Source organism: Brevundimonas sp. UBA7838 (genome assembly GCF_002500885.1).
GTDB classification, from domain to species: Bacteria; Pseudomonadota; Alphaproteobacteria; order Caulobacterales; family Caulobacteraceae; genus Brevundimonas; species Brevundimonas vesicularis_C.
On the sequence record NZ_DLTK01000028.1, the window covers coordinates 738 to 15,842 of the forward strand.

Annotated in this window: 17 protein-coding genes and 1 pseudogene; 10 read left to right on the top strand and 8 right to left on the bottom strand. The window is 67.3% G+C overall.

The window, feature by feature from the left end:
• A partial coding sequence (locus B3T77_RS01485; RefSeq protein WP_292076471.1) for a helicase HerA-like domain-containing protein occupies positions 1 to 861 on the bottom strand: 861 nt, incomplete at its 3' end.
• A gap of 98 nt (positions 862 to 959) precedes the next feature.
• Between B3T77_RS01485 and B3T77_RS01490 the strand changes: the two genes are divergently transcribed.
• The gene (locus B3T77_RS01490) at positions 960 to 2,093 is read left to right on the top strand and encodes an AI-2E family transporter (RefSeq protein WP_292076474.1); all 1,134 of its coding nucleotides are present in this window, start codon (positions 960 to 962) and stop codon (positions 2,091 to 2,093) included.
• Here B3T77_RS01490 and obgE read toward each other — a convergent pair whose 3' ends face one another.
• The 6 genes from obgE to B3T77_RS01520 form a co-directional block, all read right to left on the bottom strand.
• A complete protein-coding gene (obgE, locus tag B3T77_RS01495) occupies positions 2,094 to 3,140 on the bottom strand; it encodes a GTPase ObgE (RefSeq protein WP_292076477.1) in 1,047 nt (348 codons plus the stop codon).
• A gap of 52 nt (positions 3,141 to 3,192) precedes the next feature.
• Positions 3,193 to 4,647 (bottom strand): NAD-dependent succinate-semialdehyde dehydrogenase, encoded by a 1,455-nt coding sequence (locus tag B3T77_RS01500; RefSeq protein ID WP_292076479.1) that lies wholly within the window; start codon positions 4,645 to 4,647, stop codon positions 3,193 to 3,195.
• Positions 4,648 to 4,740: 93 nt separating this feature from the next.
• A complete protein-coding gene (locus B3T77_RS01505) occupies positions 4,741 to 4,878 on the bottom strand; it encodes an entericidin A/B family lipoprotein (protein WP_017505506.1) in 138 nt (45 codons plus the stop codon).
• Between the two features lie 50 nt (positions 4,879 to 4,928).
• Entirely contained in the window at positions 4,929 to 6,623 is a 1,695-nt protein-coding gene (locus B3T77_RS01510) for a sensor histidine kinase (RefSeq protein ID WP_292076481.1), read from the bottom strand.
• 102 nt (positions 6,624 to 6,725) lie between these two features.
• Positions 6,726 to 7,337, bottom strand: a complete 612-nt coding sequence (locus B3T77_RS01515; protein ID WP_017505508.1) for a sigma-70 family RNA polymerase sigma factor — start codon at positions 7,335 to 7,337, stop codon at positions 6,726 to 6,728.
• Complete coding sequence (locus B3T77_RS01520; RefSeq protein WP_045809524.1) at positions 7,334 to 7,534, bottom strand: NepR family anti-sigma factor; 201 nt, start codon at positions 7,532 to 7,534, stop codon at positions 7,334 to 7,336. The genes B3T77_RS01515 and B3T77_RS01520 overlap by 4 nt, the downstream gene beginning before the upstream one ends.
• A gap of 201 nt (positions 7,535 to 7,735) precedes the next feature.
• Between B3T77_RS01520 and B3T77_RS01525 the strand changes: the two genes are divergently transcribed.
• From B3T77_RS01525 to B3T77_RS01535, 3 genes are all read left to right on the top strand, one after another.
• Entirely contained in the window at positions 7,736 to 8,530 is a 795-nt protein-coding gene (locus B3T77_RS01525) for a response regulator (RefSeq protein ID WP_026108480.1), read from the top strand.
• A gap of 336 nt (positions 8,531 to 8,866) precedes the next feature.
• Positions 8,867 to 9,898, top strand: coding sequence for an NADP-dependent oxidoreductase (locus B3T77_RS01530; protein WP_292076485.1), 1,032 nt, complete (start codon positions 8,867 to 8,869; stop codon positions 9,896 to 9,898).
• A gap of 15 nt (positions 9,899 to 9,913) precedes the next feature.
• Positions 9,914 to 10,321, top strand: a complete 408-nt coding sequence (locus B3T77_RS01535; protein ID WP_017505512.1) for an acyl dehydratase — start codon at positions 9,914 to 9,916, stop codon at positions 10,319 to 10,321.
• 61 nt (positions 10,322 to 10,382) lie between these two features.
• Here the strand turns inward: B3T77_RS01535 and B3T77_RS01540 are convergent, their stop codons facing one another.
• Positions 10,383 to 11,165, bottom strand: a complete 783-nt coding sequence (locus B3T77_RS01540; protein WP_292076487.1) for a SapC family protein — start codon at positions 11,163 to 11,165, stop codon at positions 10,383 to 10,385.
• Positions 11,166 to 11,282: 117 nt separating this feature from the next.
• Here B3T77_RS01540 and B3T77_RS01545 point away from each other — a divergent pair, with 117 nt between their 5' ends.
• From B3T77_RS01545 to B3T77_RS01570, 6 genes and pseudogenes are all read left to right on the top strand, one after another.
• Positions 11,283 to 11,771: a Fur family transcriptional regulator gene (locus B3T77_RS01545; protein WP_292076489.1), complete on the top strand. Its 489-nt coding sequence runs from the start codon at positions 11,283 to 11,285 to the stop codon at positions 11,769 to 11,771.
• A 2-nt stretch (positions 11,772 to 11,773) separates the two neighbouring features.
• Entirely contained in the window at positions 11,774 to 12,664 is an 891-nt protein-coding gene (locus tag B3T77_RS01550; protein WP_292076499.1) for an alpha/beta fold hydrolase, read from the top strand.
• 22 nt (positions 12,665 to 12,686) lie between these two features.
• Positions 12,687 to 13,409, top strand: coding sequence for a nicotinate-nucleotide adenylyltransferase (locus tag B3T77_RS01555; RefSeq protein WP_292076491.1), 723 nt, complete (start codon positions 12,687 to 12,689; stop codon positions 13,407 to 13,409).
• Positions 13,410 to 13,553: 144 nt separating this feature from the next.
• A complete protein-coding gene (gene rsfS / locus B3T77_RS01560) occupies positions 13,554 to 13,988 on the top strand; it encodes a ribosome silencing factor (protein WP_082064315.1) in 435 nt (144 codons plus the stop codon).
• A 4-nt stretch (positions 13,989 to 13,992) separates the two neighbouring features.
• Positions 13,993 to 14,457, top strand: coding sequence for a 23S rRNA (pseudouridine(1915)-N(3))-methyltransferase RlmH (gene rlmH, locus B3T77_RS01565; protein WP_292076496.1), 465 nt, complete (start codon positions 13,993 to 13,995; stop codon positions 14,455 to 14,457).
• A gap of 1 nt (position 14,458) precedes the next feature.
• Positions 14,459 to 15,105 (top strand): annotated as a pseudogene (locus B3T77_RS01570) (peptidase M23); the annotation flags it as partial.

Sequence of the window (15,105 nt, forward strand, 5' to 3'; positions counted from 1 at the left end):
TTCGACCTTTTCCAGCAGGGCGCGCGGGGCGTCGTTGAACAGCAGGTGCGCCTCGTCGAAGAAGAAGACCAGGCGCGGCTTTTCCGGATCGCCCACCTCGGGAAGCTGTTCGAACAGTTCCGACAGCAGCCACAGCAGGAAGGCGGCGTACAGGCGCGGACTGTTCATCAGCCGGGTCGAGTCCAGCACATTGACCTGGCCCCGGCCGTCCAAGCCGACGCGGATCATGTCTTCCAGCTTCAGCGCCGGTTCGCCGAAGAAGGCGTCGCCGCCCTGCTGCTCAACCTGCAACAGCGCGCGCTGGATGGCGGCGATGGAGGCGGGGGCGACATTGCCGACCTCGCGCCCGATCCGTTCGGCGTTCTCGCCGACATAGACCAGGAGGCTCCTCAGATCGTCCAGGTCCAGCAGCAGCAGACCTTCCTTGTCCGCGACGTGGAAGACGACGGTCAGCACGCCCTCCTGCACCTCGTTCAGGTTCAGCATCCGCGCCATCAGCACAGGGCCGATCTCGGACACGGTGGTGCGGATCGGATGTCCCTTCTGGCCATAAAGGTCCCAGAAGACGGTGGGGGCGGCGCGCGGCGTCAGGGTCAGGCCCATCTCGGCTGCGCGGGCGATCAGCTTCTCATTCGGCGCGCCGACCTGAGAGATGCCTGACAGGTCGCCCTTCACATCGGCGCAGAAGACCGGCACCCCGGCGTCGGAAAAGCCCTGGGCCATGATCTGCAGCGTGACGGTCTTGCCGGTGCCGGTCGCGCCGGCGACGACGCCGTGACGGTTGGCGCGGTTGAACAGCAGATTTTCCGGCTGGGCGGCGTCGGACTGGCCGAGGAACAGGCCGGGCAGGGCGTCGGGCATTGGGGTCTCCGATGGCGTCTCCGGCAAAGGTCTAGCGCGTTCCCCGCGCGCTCGGAACAGCGATTGACGGCGACGGCGGGCGGTTCGACAACACGATCATGAAAAATCCCATCGCCACGCCGTCCTCGGTCGCCGCTCGCAATGCCCTCGGCGTCATCGCCACGGTCGCGGCCGGGGCGGCGATCTACTGGCTGCGGGATATCCTGACGCCGCTGGCGATGGCCATCTTCCTCTTGATCATGATCGATGGGGTGAAGCGGTCGGTCGAGGCGCGCACGCCGTTGAACAGCCGCATGGCCGGGATCGCGGCCCTGACGCTGGTGGTGCTGGCCTTCTTCGCCTCCATCGCCATCATCGTGAACGGCGCGGCGGGCTTCTTCGGCGAGGCGTCCGGCGTGTCGGCCAACATCGGCCCGCGCATCGATCAGATCATTCGCGACGCCTATGGGCTGGTGCGTCTGGCCAATCCGCCGACGGCGCAGGACCTGATCAACGGCGTCGATGTGCGCGGCTGGCTGACCTCCATGGCGTTCCAGGTGCAGGGCATCGCCTCGGGCGCCTTTTTCGTCCTGATCTATCTCGGCTTTCTGCTGGCCTCGCAGGTCGGGTTCCGGCGCAAGATCGTCGCCATGTTCCCGTCGGAGGATCAGCGCGACGAGGCGGTCGCGGTGTTCCAACGCGTGCGCGGCGGGGTCGAGGGCTATATCTGGGTGCAGTCGGTGACCGGCGCGATGATCTGCGTCGTCGCCTGGATCCTGATGCGGGCGGTCGGGCTTCAGAACGCCGAGTTCTGGACCTTCGTGATCTTCATCGTCGGCTTCATCCCCGTGCTGGGCGGGGCGGTGGCCGGTCTGGCCCCGCCGCTGTTCGCCCTGGTCCAGTTCGAAAGCTATTGGCCCGCCGCCATCCTGCTGGTCGGGTTACAGGTTATCCTGTTCGTCGTCGGCAACTTCATCCAGCCGCGCATGCAGGGCGACAACCAGAACATCGACCCGGTCGTGGTGCTGCTGGCCCTGGCCTTCTGGGGCAAACTGTGGGGCGTGGTCGGCATGTTCCTGTCCACGCCGCTGGCGGTCATGGCCATGGCGATCCTGGCCGAGTTCAAGGGTTCGCGCTGGATGGCGATCCTGCTGTCGGGCGACGGCGAGCCCTATGCGAACGAGGGCAAAACGACCGACAAGCCGAAATCGACCCGCCGCAAACCCAAACCGGAACCCGCAGCGGAGGCCTGATCAGGGCTGCCAGCCGCTGATCTGGTCCGCGTCGCTGTCGCCGGCCAGGGCGCCGCGCGTCTTCTTCACCTCGGCCCAGGCGGCGCGCAGCAGGGCGGGCACACCCTCGCCCGACACGCCGGACACCAGCATGGGACGGCGACCGGCGACGGCCTCCAGTTCAGCGGCCTTCTCCTCGCGCGCCTCGCGCGTCAGGGCGTCGATCTTGTTCAACGCCAGGATCTCGGCCTTGTCCGCCAGACCTTCGCCATAGGCTTCAAGCTCGCCTCGAATGATGCGGTAGGCCTCGACCACGTCGTCCTGGGTGCCGTCGATCAGGTGAATGAGGCTGGCCGAGCGTTCGACGTGACCCAGGAAGCGCGTGCCCAGTCCCGCGCCCTCACTGGCGCCCTCGATCAGGCCGGGAATGTCAGCGATGACGAACCGCTCGGACGGCGACAGGTCCACCATCCCCAGGTTGGGCGCCAGGGTGGTGAACGGATAATCGGCGATCTTGGGCTTGGCGGCGCTGGCGGCCGACAGGAAGGTCGATTTGCCCGCGTTCGGAAGACCCGCCAGACCGATGTCGGCGATTAGCTTAAGCCGCAGCCAGATCCAGCGTTCCTGACCGTCCTGGCCGGGGTTGGCGTAGGTCGGCGCCTGGTTGGTCGGCCCCTTGAAGCGTACGTTTCCCCAGCCGCCGTTGCCGCCCTTCAGCAGCAGCTCCACCTTGCCCGGCGTGTCCATGTCCAGCAGGACGGTTTCCTTATCCTCGTCCAGCACCTGGGTGCCGACGGGCACCTTCAGATGCACGTCCTCGCCCTTGCCGCCGTGCATCTGGCGCCCCTGGCCGTGGTGGCCGGTCTGGGCCTTGAAATGCTGCTGATAGCGATAGTCGATCAGGGTGTTCAGACCCTCGACCGCCTCGATCCAGACATCCCCGCCCTTGCCGCCGTCGCCGCCGTCCGGCCCGCCGTTCGGGATGAATTTCTCGCGTCGAAACGAAACGGAGCCCGCGCCGCCGTTGCCGGAGCGGATATAGATCTTGGCCTGGTCGAGGAACTTCATCGCGGGCTTATGCCGCAGAAGCGCGGCGAATTACAGGCCCGGCGACCCGGCGCTATTTCAGCGCCAGCGTCACCGTCTTGACGTCCACATATTCGTCGATGCCGTGGATCGAGCCTTCGCGGCCATAGCCCGACTGCTTGACCCCGCCGAACGGCGCGACGGCGGTGGAGATCAGTCCGGTGTTGACCCCGCACATGCCCGCCTCGATCCGCCGGCTGAATCGCATGGCGCGATCCAGGTCGCGGGTGAACAGATAGGAGGCCAGGCCATAGTCGCTGGCGTTGGCCTTCTCCAGCGCCTCCTCCTCGGTGTCGAAGGCGAAGACGGGGATCATGGGGCCGAACGTCTCTTCCTCGCGGAACAGGGCGTCGTCGCCGCCCAGGGTCACGGTCGGCTGGAAGAAGCGTCCGCCCAGATCGTGGCGCGCCCCGCCGGTCAGGACCCGGCCGCCGTCGGCCTTGATCGCCGCCACATGCTTTTCGACCTTGTCGATGGCCTTGTTCTCGATCAGCGGGCCGACCTTCACGCCGTCGTCGAAGGCGGGACCGACCACTATCTTGGCCACCTCGGCGGCCAGTTTCTCGGCATAGGCCTCGGCGACCGACCGCTCGACATAGACGCGGTTGGGACAGACGCAGGTCTGGCCCGAGTTCCTGAACTTGCCCTTGATCGTTTCGGCGACCGCCAGATCGAGATCGGCGTCGGCGAAGACGATCAGCGGCGCCGCCCCGCCCAGCTCCATCGACACCCGTTTTAGCGTTCCGGCGCATTGCTCGGCCAGCTTGCGACCCACGCCGGTCGAGCCGGTGAAGGACAGTTTGCGAATGTCCGGGCTGTCGGTCAGCACCTTGCCGATGGTGGCGGCGTCGCCGGTGACGATCGACAGGGCGCCTTTCGGCAGGCCGGCTTCATAGGCCAGTTCGGCTAGGGCGATGGCGGTGAAGGGCGTCTGGCTGGCCGGCTTGACCACGGCGGTGCAGCCTGCCGCGAAGGCCGGCCCCAGCTTTCGCGTCAGCATGGCGGCGGGGAAGTTCCAGGGCGTGATCAGGGCGCACGGCCCGACCGCCTCGCGATAGGTCAGGATCAGATGGCCCAGAGGGCTATCCTGGGTCTCGCCGATCAACCGTTCGGCCTGCCCCGCGAACCATTTCAGGAAACCGTTGGCGTAGGTGACCTCGCCCTTGGCCTCCTCGAACGGCTTGCCGTTTTCCAGCGCCATGAGGGCGCCCAGGCCTTCCAGGTTTTCGTCGATCAGCGCCGCCCATTTGCGCAGGAAGGCCGCACGCGCGTGCGGATCGGATCGCGACCAGGTCTTGAACGTCTCGCTCGCCGCCGCGATGGCCTGTTCGGTTTCGGCGGCGCCCAGATCGGGGATATGGCCGATCACATCGCCGGTCGCCGGATCATCGACGGCGATGCCGCCGCCGTTGGCGGGTACGGCCTTGCCGGCGATCAAGGCGTGCTGTCGCAAGAGTTTGAGGCCGGCGTCGCGGGCGGTGTGGTTCACGGGATGGCTCCTGTCGCGGTCCTGAAACGAACAAGGCCCCGACGATGCGGGGCCTTGCCGGTCGAATGCTGCAGCCTGGGCTGCGGCCGTCGATTAGTTCTTGGCGTCTTGGGCGGCGCCGGTCACGGCTTGGCCGGCGGCCTGGGTGTCGCGGCCCACGCCTTCGACAGTGTTGCAGGCGGCGGTGGTCAGGGCGGCGGCGGCGGCGACCAGAACGAAAATCTTGCGCATAGGGGAAGCTCCAGGGTTGGCCGGGGTGAAACTCCGCCGGTCTCGGCTCATCAACGCGACGCCAGCGCTGCGGTTCCGGGCGTCTTGTCCGCCGGATCGACGGGCGCGAGCGCTTCGGGGGTGGCGAAGATCATGCGGGCGATGGTGCCGCCGCCGGTCGGGGCGGCGAACTCGGTCTCGCCGCGCAGCTGTTTGGCGAAGGCGCTCATCAGGGTGCGGCCCACCCCGACCTCGGCGCCGGCCTGAGCGCCTGGGCCATTGTCTTCGACTTCCAGAACCGATGTCTCGCCCTGGACGCGGAAGCGCACCTTCAGCTCGCCGCCGCTGTGGGCGAAGGCGTGTTTCTGCGCATTGCTGACCGCCTCGACCAGCCACAGCGCCAGGGGCGCCAGCTTGTCGGGATCGACGTGCAGGGAATCGGCGTCCACCGAACTGATGACCACCGGTCCGCGCCCGGCCTCGCTGGCGACCAGTTGCCCCACCAGTTCGTTCAGGAACTCGCGCGCATCGGCGTGGCGAATGTCGTTGCTCTGATACAGGGTGCGATAAATCAGGGCCAAGGCCGAGATGCGTTGGCGCGTATCGCCCAGCGCCGCCTTGGCCGGCGCATCGGTCAAGGCGCGCTGCTGCATCGACAGCAGGGAGGAGATGATCTGAAGGTTGTTCTTCACCCGGTGGTGGATCTCGCGCATCAGCGCGTCCTTTTCCATCAGGGCGTCCGTCAACTCGCGGTCGCGCAAGGTGATGGCCTCGGCCATCTCGTCCAGGGTGCGCGCCATGGTGCGGATTTCCGACGGGGCGTTCATCGCCTGCAGCGGACGCACCGAGAATCGTCCCTTGGCGTAGATGGCCGCGACCCGCTCCAGATAGTCCAGCCAGCGGATGAAGATGCGTTCGGACAGCAGCATCACCGCCGCGAACGCCGTCAACCAAGCGCCCAGCGGCAGCAACAGGGTGCCGATCGGATTGAGCCGCGCCCACGACAGCCATCCCGGCGCGGGGGCCGACAACAGGGCGTAAAGATCGCCGCCGGCCAGGGCCGCGCCCGCATAGTCGCGGCGCTGATTCTGCGCATCCTTGGCCTCGAACACCGCAGAGCCCTGATCGCGCGCTCGACCGACCCAGCCCGCGATATCGTCGCCGGCCGACAGTTTGAAGACGTCGGGATCGCTGGCCGTCAGAATGCGGCCGGCGCCGTCGGTCAATGCCGCTTCCGCGTCCGAGGGCAGGGCGGGGTCGGCCACATCGGGTTGCAGGGCGGAGAAGGGGATCACGGCGACCATCGCGCCGTCGAATCGGCCCATCGGTCGCTCGGCGCGGGTGGCCACGATCAGCGCGCCTTCGTAGCCTGCGCCATCGGGCGCACGCATGACGACCAGTTCTTCACCATTGCGCAACCGCTGGAACCAGGTCGCCTGGGCGGCGGGCGCCACGCCGGATCTCACGCCGTCCGCCCGGCCCGAGGCGCACACCGCCTCGCCCGTGGGGCTGATGCGATACAGACCCTCGTAACCTTCCAGACGTCCGACCAGCGCCGTCAGGCGCGGTGCGCAATAGGGACCGATCGCATCGGGGCTGAGCGCGCGCAACAGCACCTGGGCGCTGTCCAGCTTGGCCTTGGCGCTGGAGGCGCTGCGTTCGGCCGCCAGTTGAAGGTCCACCTGCCGGTCGTCGGCCTGTCTTTGAAAGTCCGCCTGGGTCTGGATCAGGCTGAGAACGAAGATCGGCAGCAGGGCCATGGCCATGGCCGCGCCCAATCGAAACCGGATGCCCTGAAAGCGATCCGATTTCCACGTGCGACCGAGCCGCGACCTGGAGGCCTCCCTGCTCGTCTCGTTCACCGCCGCTTAGCTCCGGGCGCCGGCCAGCCTGTCGGCCTCGCCCAGGATCGTGCGCATGGCGTCGCCGGCCGCTTCACCGTCGCGGCCGTAACCGCCCCGCTCCAGGGTGGCTTGCAAGGCCCGGCGTGCGCGGCTGACGCGGCTCTTCACCGTGCCGACGGCGCAGCCGCAGATCTCGGCCGCTTCCTCATAGGCGAAGCCGCCCGCGCCGACCAGGATCAAGGCTTCGCGCTGCTCTTCGGGCAGGGTCTTCAGAGCCTGACGGAGCTCGTCCAGAGCGACGGGCGCCTCCGGATCGTCCACGGCGACCAGGGTCCGTTCGGCGGCTTCCTGATCCAGTTGCGACTGACGCCACGAGCGGCGCTTTTCGGAATAGAACTGGTTGCGCAGGATCATGAAGGTCCAGGCCTTCATGTTCGTGCCCATCTGATAGCTGGCGCGCGCGTCCCAGGCCTTCATCATGGCGTCCTGCGCCAGATCGTCCGCGGCGGTCGGATCGCCGGTCAAGGTCCGGGCGAAGGCGCGCAGATGCGGGATCAGCAGGACCAGTTCGCGCTTGAAGCCCTCGTCGTCAGCCGACGCGGGTTTGGGGGCGGCCCCCAGGCGTGAGGTGCTCATGCGGCGCTGTCCGAAGACTTGGCGTCGGCGCGTTTCAGGATATCGAGAAACTCATCGGGCACGGGTTCGTTGACGACCTCGTCGAACATATGCCGCAGCTTGACGCCAATGGCCTGCTGGCGAAGGCGAGCTTCTTCAAGCCCTGCCTCCCCCTTCTGGTCGCCTTTGGGACGAGAGGAGTCCGGAGAATCGATCATAGACAGAGCCAAGCCCACCCAACTGTCATCGCGAGAAGATGTCGGTCTCAAACGTCATCAGACCGGCAGGGTTCCTGCATGAACGGCTTTTAATGCTAAAGCTTGCTGACGAAGGCGGAACCGTGATGCGAATGTGACGTTTATGGCTGATGTAGCGCCCCGCCTTGCCGGCCGGGCTGTGATTTGTCGGGGACTATCTGAATGAGCCTTCTGGCCAGACTCGCGCCGCACCTTCCTTATGTGCGCCGTTACGCACGCGCCCTGACCGGCGATCAATCCACGGGCGACAACTATGTTCGCGTCGCTCTGGAGGCCCTGGCCGCCGGCGAGCAGCAGCTGTCGGCCGATATGACGCCTCGCGTCGCTCTTTATCACGTCTTCCATGCCATCTGGTCCTCGACCGGCGCGCAACTGGAAACCGGCACGCTGGAAACCACTGGCAGCGACGCGTCGCAGCGTCTGCTCCGCATCGCACCGCGCTCGCGCCAGGCCTTCCTGCTGACGGCCCTTGAAGGCTTCACCCCTTCGGAAGCCGCGCAAATCCTGTCCGCCGATCCGCGCGACGTGGAGCGTCTGATCGCCGACGCCCAGGCCGACATCGACGCCGAACTGGCCACCGATGTTCTGGTCATCGAGGACGAGGCCATCATTTCGGCCGACATCCAGAGCCTGGTGACCGAACTGGGTCACCGCGTCACCGGCACCGCCACGACGCACGACGAGGCGATCGACGCCGTCGCCCGCCACAAGCCGGGTCTGGTGCTGGCCGACATCCAGCTGGCCGACGGTTCGTCGGGCATCGATGCGGTCAAGGATATCCTGAAGACCATGGATGTGCCGGTGATCTTCATCACCGCCTTCCCAGAACGCCTGCTGACCGGCGAGCGTCCCGAACCGACATTCCTGATCACCAAGCCCTTCCAGCCGGAAACGGTGAAGGCGGCGATCAGCCAGGCGCTGTTCTTCCACCCGTCGCGCCAGAAGGAAGCCGCTTAAAACGCGATCTTTCGCTGACGACAAGATCGGCCTCGGTCCGCAGGATCGAGGCCTTTTCTTTGTTTTACGCCGGCGTTGACGGGCCAAGGTACGAAAGCGCAAAAAAAGCGATCGAGGATGGGAACCGGCTTCGGGCGCCGTCGTTATCGGTCCGTGGAGGCGGCGACGCCCCCCGACTTGATCCGCGAAAGCTGATCATGCCGCCTCCGCGCCTCATTCTCGATGATGCCACTTCAAAGCGATCCGAAAGGGTCGCTTTTTTCTTGGCGCACACCTCGACCGACGCCGCCGTCGCGGCCAAGATGGTGGTCAAAGAAAACGCACGGAGAGACGCCAATGGCTTCGACAAGCGGCAAGACGAACCGTCAATGGGTGCTGCGCCAGCGCCCCAAGGGCCTGATCCAGCCCGGCGATCTGGAACTGGTCGAGACGGCCATCCCTGATCTGATGGAGAACGATGTGCTGGTCCGCACCGTCTATCTGTCGCTGGACCCGACCAATCGCACCTGGATGAACGATTCCGAGGGCTATCTGCCGCCGGTCGGTCTGGGCGAGGTCATGCGCGGCCTGACGCTGGGCGTGGTCGAAGCCTCGCGATCCAGCCGCTTCAAAACAGGCGATGTCGTCATGCCGACCTCGGGCGGCTGGGCCGACTATGCGGTCGTGCCGGAAGGCGGCCTGCGCCCGGTGCATCGTGCGCCCGGTTTGCCGCTGACAGCCAATATGTCGGTGCTCGGCATGACCGGCCTGACCGCCTATTTCGGCGTCACCGATGTGTTGAAGGCCAAGGAAGGCGAGACCATCGTCATCTCGGCGGCGGCCGGCGCGGTCGGCTCCATCGCGGGGCAGATCGCCAAACAGCGCGGCTGCCGCGTCATCGGCATCGCGGGCGGCCCGCAGAAGTGCGCCTGGCTGACCGACGAACTCGGCTTCGACGCGGCCATCGATTACAAGAACGAGGATGTCGGCGAGGCGCTGGACCGTCTGGCCCCCGACGGCGTCGATCTGAACTTCGAGAATGTCGGCGGCGACATCATGATCGCGGTGTTCAACCGGCTGAAGGTCCACGGCCGTATGGCGGTCTGCGGCCTGGTGTCCTCCTACAATGCGACCAAGGCGCCGCCGTCGCCGAACTTCGCGCGCATCATCACCCATCGCCTGCACGTCCAGGGCTTCCTGGTTCTGGACTACGCCTCGCGCGCCCGCGAGATGGTGGCGGAAATGGGCCCGTGGCTGGCGGACGGCCGTGTGAAATGGAAGGTTCACGTCGACGACGGGCTGGAAGGCGCGGTGGGGTCGTTGAATCGCTTGTTCACCGGCGATCACGACGGCAAGCTGCTGGTTCGCGTTTCCGAAGAACCCGCCTGAACCCAAGGTCTGCGCATGAGCGATCCGCTGCACGTCCATTTCGAAGACCTGGAGGTGGGGCAGGTCGTGCCGCTGGGCGCCTGTGCGGTCGATCAGGGGGCGCTGGACGTCTTCATCGAGCGGTTCTCGCCGGGCTGGGACGTGGCCTACGGCGCGCCAGACGCCATGGTCTATGTGCTGTGGAGCCGACTGGCGGCCGACAAGTCCGGCGGTTGGGCCCAGACCAAGGTCCTGGCCGTCGATGGGCTGCGTTACATGCGCAATCCCCCGGCGGGCGAACTGCTGCGAGGTCGCATGACGGTGATGGGCAAGGATCCGGTCGGAGACGACAAGGGCATCGTCATCGCCTCGCATGACCTGCTGGACGAGGCCGGACGTCTGGTCTTTTCCTGCCTGACGCGGGCGCTGTTCTCGCGCCGCTGAAACGACAAACGCCCCGCCGGCGAACCGGCGGGGCGTTGATCGATCTTCGACAGACCGGGTCTTAGTTGACCGAGGTCGGGGCCTGGGCCTGACGCATCACGGCCATGGCGATCAGGCGGTCCCAACCGACCAGCGACACCAGGTGGGCGTAGATCTGGCCCAGGGCGCCGTTGTCGCGCAGCTCGACCAGCTTCTCGGCGGGCAGGGCGCGCAGCTTGTCTTCCGACACCGCATAGTATTCGGCCAGCTTCTGCGGCTGACCCGGCGTGCCGTCGGGATTGCGCGGCGTGAAGTGGGCTTCGCGGATGTCCAGCAGGTCCAGATCCTTGACCAGGGCGACGAAGCCCTCGGTGCGCTGGCGCTCCTGTTCGAAGTTGTTGCAGAACTCCATCGCCATGTTCGTGTAGTCGCTGGGCTGGCCGTCGACGAACAACGGGTTCTGGCCGCCCTCGGCGACGATCGAGGCGCCGCGGTCGATACACAGGATCAGGCGCTGGTTCTGCTTGTCGTCCGCGAAGACGAACGGATAGCGGCGCACATAGGCCGGCACATAGGCGTCGGCGCGGAACTCGCCGTCCGGCGCGACGAACAGGTTTTCGTTTGATCTCAGGCCCATCACGGCGACCGGCTGGCGGTTCTCGCCGGTGAAGATGATCGGATAGGACAGGGCGGCGGCCGAGAATTCGGTGACCGTCAGCGGCACGATATTGGTCTGGGCCACGAAGGCGTAGGGCTTGTCGCTCGGGTTCACGCCCAGGCCGCCGTGGACGCTCTGATCCAGCGGTTCGGGGTTCGTGTAGAAGAGGACGTTGCCTTCAAGCGGCGAGTTGTTCGTGTCGGTCATGAAGCGAGGACGCTCTGGTTAAAGATCGAAGGCGCGCCTTCTAGCCCAACGCCGCGTAACCGGCAAACCCGCGATGCGTCGGTTGCAGTGGGGGTCGCCAGCCATTAGCTGTGGCGTATGGGTTCCGCCTGCGATCATGACCATGACCACTCCGGCCTGAACGGCGGGGCGCTGGACCGCGCCTTGGCGGCGGCTGAGGCGCGCGCTGTCCAGCAGGGCGAGCGGATGACCGCCCAGCGCCGGCGCGTCCTGGCCCTGCTGATGGAAAGCGGCGAGCCGGTGAAGGCCTACGATCTGATCGCGCGCTTCGGCGAAGACGGCCAGGCCGCTAAGCCGCCGACCGTCTATCGCGCGCTGGAGTTTTTGGAACGGCTGGGCATGGTCCACCGCATCGCCTCCATCAGCGCCTATGTCGCCTGCACCGACGATGGCGAGGCCGCCCACGCGGCCGCCTTCTTGATCTGCGACTGCTGCGGCGCGACGCGCGAGGTCAGCGGCCCGGACCAGAGCGCCATGAACGCCGCCGCCTCAGCCGCCGGTTACGCCATCGCCCGCACGACGATCGAGGCGCACGGTCGCTGCGCCGCCTGTCGCGACGTCGCATGACCATGGATGCGGCGTTGATGTCCCCACCGCGTCGCCTGTCCGTGCCGATCGACAATCGCTGGGGCGCCGGCGAGATGGCCGTGCTGGATTTCGGCGATCCGAACCGGCCCGTCGACCTGATCTTCTCTCACGCCAACGGCTTCAACGCCGCCACCTATCGCAGCCTCTTGTCGCCGTTGTCGGCGTCCTTGCGGATCTGGGCGCCGGATCTACGCGGCCATGGACGGTCTGCGCTGCCGACCTTCGCGCGACCCAAGACCAGCTGGCTGGACCACCGCGACGACCTGCTGGCGCTGCTGGAGGCCATCGACGGCCCGCCCGTGGTCATGGCCGGCCATTCGATGGGCGGCACGGCCTCGCTTCTGGCGGCCGCCGTTCGGCCGGATCGGGTGTCCAGCCTGGTGCTGTTCGATCCGGTGATCTGGAAACGCTCGGCGGTCTTCGCCTTCAACCTGCCCTTCGCCCACAAGCTGATGAAGGCGATCCCTATCGCCAAGGCCACCCTGCGCCGTCGCAGCCAGTTCGACAGCCGCGAACAGGCCATGGCCGCCTATCGCGGGCGCGGCGCGTTCAAGGGTTGGCCCGACATGGTCCTGGCCGACTATCTTTCCGAAGGCCTGAACGAAGGCGACGGCGGGTTCAGCCTGACCGCCGCGCCGGCCTGGGAGGCGGCCAACTACGCAGCCCAGGCGCACGATCCGTGGCGGGCCATGAAACGCTATCCCGGCCCGGTCCGCATCCTCAAAGCCGAACACGACGCCCTGACCCATGTGCCGGTTCAGCCCCGCGGCCTGCCCAATGTCTCGGTCGAGGTCGTGTCCGGCGGCGGGCACCTGTTCCCCATGACCCATGCCGACGTGGCGCGCGACGCCCTGTTCGACGCCGCCGTCTGAGAACGAATTCTGTAGGCGGAGCATGGGCGCGCGCTATAAGGGCGCCGCTGAGCATAACGCCCGCCGCCCGAGACGCCGCTTGTCCTTCTTCCACGCCGGTCCCGCGCCCAAAGGCGCCGGCCCCCGCTCCGGGGCGCTGCGCGACGGTTTGATCCTCGCTCCAGGCATGAAGGTCGGCCTGTTCGGCGGCTCTTTCAATCCCGCCCACGACGGTCACGCCCATGTCGCCGAGACCGCCATGCGCCGTCTGGATCTCGACCGGGTCGTCTGGCTGGTGTCGCCGCAGAACCCGTTGAAGGACGCCCGTCACAGCGCGCCGCTGGCGGACCGCATGGCCTCGGCGCGCCAGCATGCGCGCGGACCGTCGATGATCGTCTCGGACTTCGAGAGCCGGGCCGGCGTCGCCTGGACCGTGGACACCCTGCGCCTTCTGGTCGCGCGGAATCCGGGCGTGCATTTCGTCTGGCTGATGGGGTCGGACAATCTGGCCAGCTTCCATCGCTGGCGCGGCTGGACCGACATCATGCGGCTGATGCCGGTGGCGGTCATCGCCCGGCCGGGTTCGCTGCTGGACAGCCGCACGGCGCCGGCCGCCGCCCGCTTCGCCGGTTTCCGCATTCCCGCCCAGCAGGCGGGGCTTCTGCCGACGCTTCAGGCGCCCGCCTGGACCTATCTGACGGCGCCGCTCAACCCCCTGTCGTCCACGGCGATCAGGACCGGCAAGGGCGTGCGCGCGACCTCGTGATCGCCGGATGATTCGGGCGGCGGTTCACGTTGCGGCCCATCCGTGCTAGAGGGCTTCTTTAGTCAACGCTCCCGGAGCCCTCCGCTGACCCCCTCGCCCGCGTATGATACGCAAGACGCCGCCGTCTCGAATACGGCGCACGAGATGGACCCTATCGAACCTCTCCATTCCGAAGACGGCTTTGAATCCGACGCCTCCCCGCGCGGCTTCGACGATTCCGCTCCCCGCCCCGTCGGCTCCACGCCGCTGGAAGAAGCCCTGCTGAGCCGCCTCGACGAGGACAAGGCTCAGGACATGGTCCTGATCGACCTGAAGGGCAAAAGCGCCATGGCCGACACCATGATCGTGGCGTCCGGTCGTTCGCACCGTCACGTCGGCGCCATCGCCGACCACCTGCTGCGCACGCTCAAGGAACAGGGCCTCGGCAAGGCTAAGGTCGAGGGCCTGCCGCACTGCGACTGGGTTCTGATCGACGCCGGCGATGTGATCGTGCACCTGTTCCGCCCGGAAGTGCGCACCTTCTACAACATCGAAAAGATCTGGGCGGTCGACTCCGCCCACCGCATGGTCCGCGACTGACACCATGAAGCTGAGCATCGTCGCCATCGGCCGAGCGGGCCGGGGGCCTGAAGCGACGCTCGCCGACGACTACGCCAAGCGCGCCACCCTGTCGGGACGCGCGCTTGGCCTCGGTCCCCTCGAACTGATCGATCTGGAAGCCCGCAGACCCGGCAAGGCGCCGGAGGCTGAGCTGATCCTCGCTGCCGCAGAGGGCGCGCACCTGATCGCCTGCGACGAGCGCGGCAAGACCTATTCCTCGCGCGCCTTCGCCGACCACATCGCCAAACTGCGGGATCAGGGCGAGCGTCGCCTGGTCTTCGCTATCGGCGGGGCGGACGGGCTGGACGCCAGCGTGCGCGACGCTGCGTCCTCGACCCTGGCCTTCGGTCCCCAGACCTGGCCCCACGCCCTGGCGCGCGCCATGCTGGCCGAACAACTGTATCGGGCCGTGACCATCCTGGCCGGATCGCCCTATCATCGCGACTGACATGCGTCGCGCCATACCCTTATCGCTGGCCCTGCTGACGGGTTTCGTCTGCGCCGCCCCGGCGATGAGCAACCAGGCGCCCGAGAGCGAACTGTCGCGCATCCAGGCCGAATACCGCGACGAAACGGTGCGCGCCCGTCGTCTGCGCGCTGACGCCGACGCCGCCAAGACCGAACTGGCTCAGTTGGAGCGCCGCCTGGCCTCGCTGCGGGCCGACGAACAGACCGGCGACCGTCAGATCGACGATCAGCGCGCCCGCCTCCAGCAACTGACCGAACGCGAGGCCGAACTGGTCACGGACCTGGCGCGTGAGCGCGGCGCCCAGGGCCGTCTGCTCAGCGCGCTGCAGATGATGAGCCGCCGGCCGCCGCCGCCCTTGCTGGTGCCCGCCGATAAGGCCATCGACACGGTGCGCGCCTCCATCCTGCTCAAGGCCATGACGCCGGATCTGGAAAGCCGCGCCAAGGTGCTGGCCGCCCGTCAGGCCGAGATCATGCGCATCCGCCGCCTCGCCGTCCTGTCCTCGGAGCGACTGCTGACGACCGAGAGCGAGCAGGGCGACCGGCGCGGCGAGATCGAGGGGCTGACGGCGCGCAAGACCGCCCTGACCGCCGTTCTGAACGCTGAGGCCCGCGCCGCCGAACGCGC

What these genes read in the sequence shown, in the direction of transcription:
- B3T77_RS01535 (WP_017505512.1), top strand. Translation starts at nt 9,914, where the DNA reads ATGAGCGATCCGCTGCACGTCCATTTCGAAGACCTGGAGGTGGGGCAG.
- B3T77_RS01510 (WP_292076481.1), bottom strand. Translation starts at nt 6,623, where the DNA reads ATGGCCATGGCCCTGCTGCCGATCTTCGTTCTCAGCCTGATCCAGACC.
- B3T77_RS01490 (WP_292076474.1), top strand. Translation starts at nt 960, where the DNA reads ATGAAAAATCCCATCGCCACGCCGTCCTCGGTCGCCGCTCGCAATGCC.
- B3T77_RS01520 (WP_045809524.1), bottom strand. Translation starts at nt 7,534, where the DNA reads ATGATCGATTCTCCGGACTCCTCTCGTCCCAAAGGCGACCAGAAGGGG.
- obgE (WP_292076477.1), bottom strand. Translation starts at nt 3,140, where the DNA reads ATGAAGTTCCTCGACCAGGCCAAGATCTATATCCGCTCCGGCAACGGC.
- B3T77_RS01545 (WP_292076489.1), top strand. Translation starts at nt 11,283, where the DNA reads ATGGGTTCCGCCTGCGATCATGACCATGACCACTCCGGCCTGAACGGC.
- rsfS (WP_082064315.1), top strand. Translation starts at nt 13,554, where the DNA reads ATGGACCCTATCGAACCTCTCCATTCCGAAGACGGCTTTGAATCCGAC.
- B3T77_RS01515 (WP_017505508.1), bottom strand. Translation starts at nt 7,337, where the DNA reads ATGAGCACCTCACGCCTGGGGGCCGCCCCCAAACCCGCGTCGGCTGAC.
- B3T77_RS01530 (WP_292076485.1), top strand. Translation starts at nt 8,867, where the DNA reads ATGGCTTCGACAAGCGGCAAGACGAACCGTCAATGGGTGCTGCGCCAG.
- B3T77_RS01555 (WP_292076491.1), top strand. Translation starts at nt 12,687, where the DNA reads ATGGGCGCGCGCTATAAGGGCGCCGCTGAGCATAACGCCCGCCGCCCG.
- B3T77_RS01550 (WP_292076499.1), top strand. Translation starts at nt 11,774, where the DNA reads ATGGATGCGGCGTTGATGTCCCCACCGCGTCGCCTGTCCGTGCCGATC.
- B3T77_RS01540 (WP_292076487.1), bottom strand. Translation starts at nt 11,165, where the DNA reads ATGACCGACACGAACAACTCGCCGCTTGAAGGCAACGTCCTCTTCTAC.
- rlmH (WP_292076496.1), top strand. Translation starts at nt 13,993, where the DNA reads ATGAAGCTGAGCATCGTCGCCATCGGCCGAGCGGGCCGGGGGCCTGAA.
- B3T77_RS01525 (WP_026108480.1), top strand. Translation starts at nt 7,736, where the DNA reads ATGAGCCTTCTGGCCAGACTCGCGCCGCACCTTCCTTATGTGCGCCGT.
- B3T77_RS01505 (WP_017505506.1), bottom strand. Translation starts at nt 4,878, where the DNA reads ATGCGCAAGATTTTCGTTCTGGTCGCCGCCGCCGCCGCCCTGACCACC.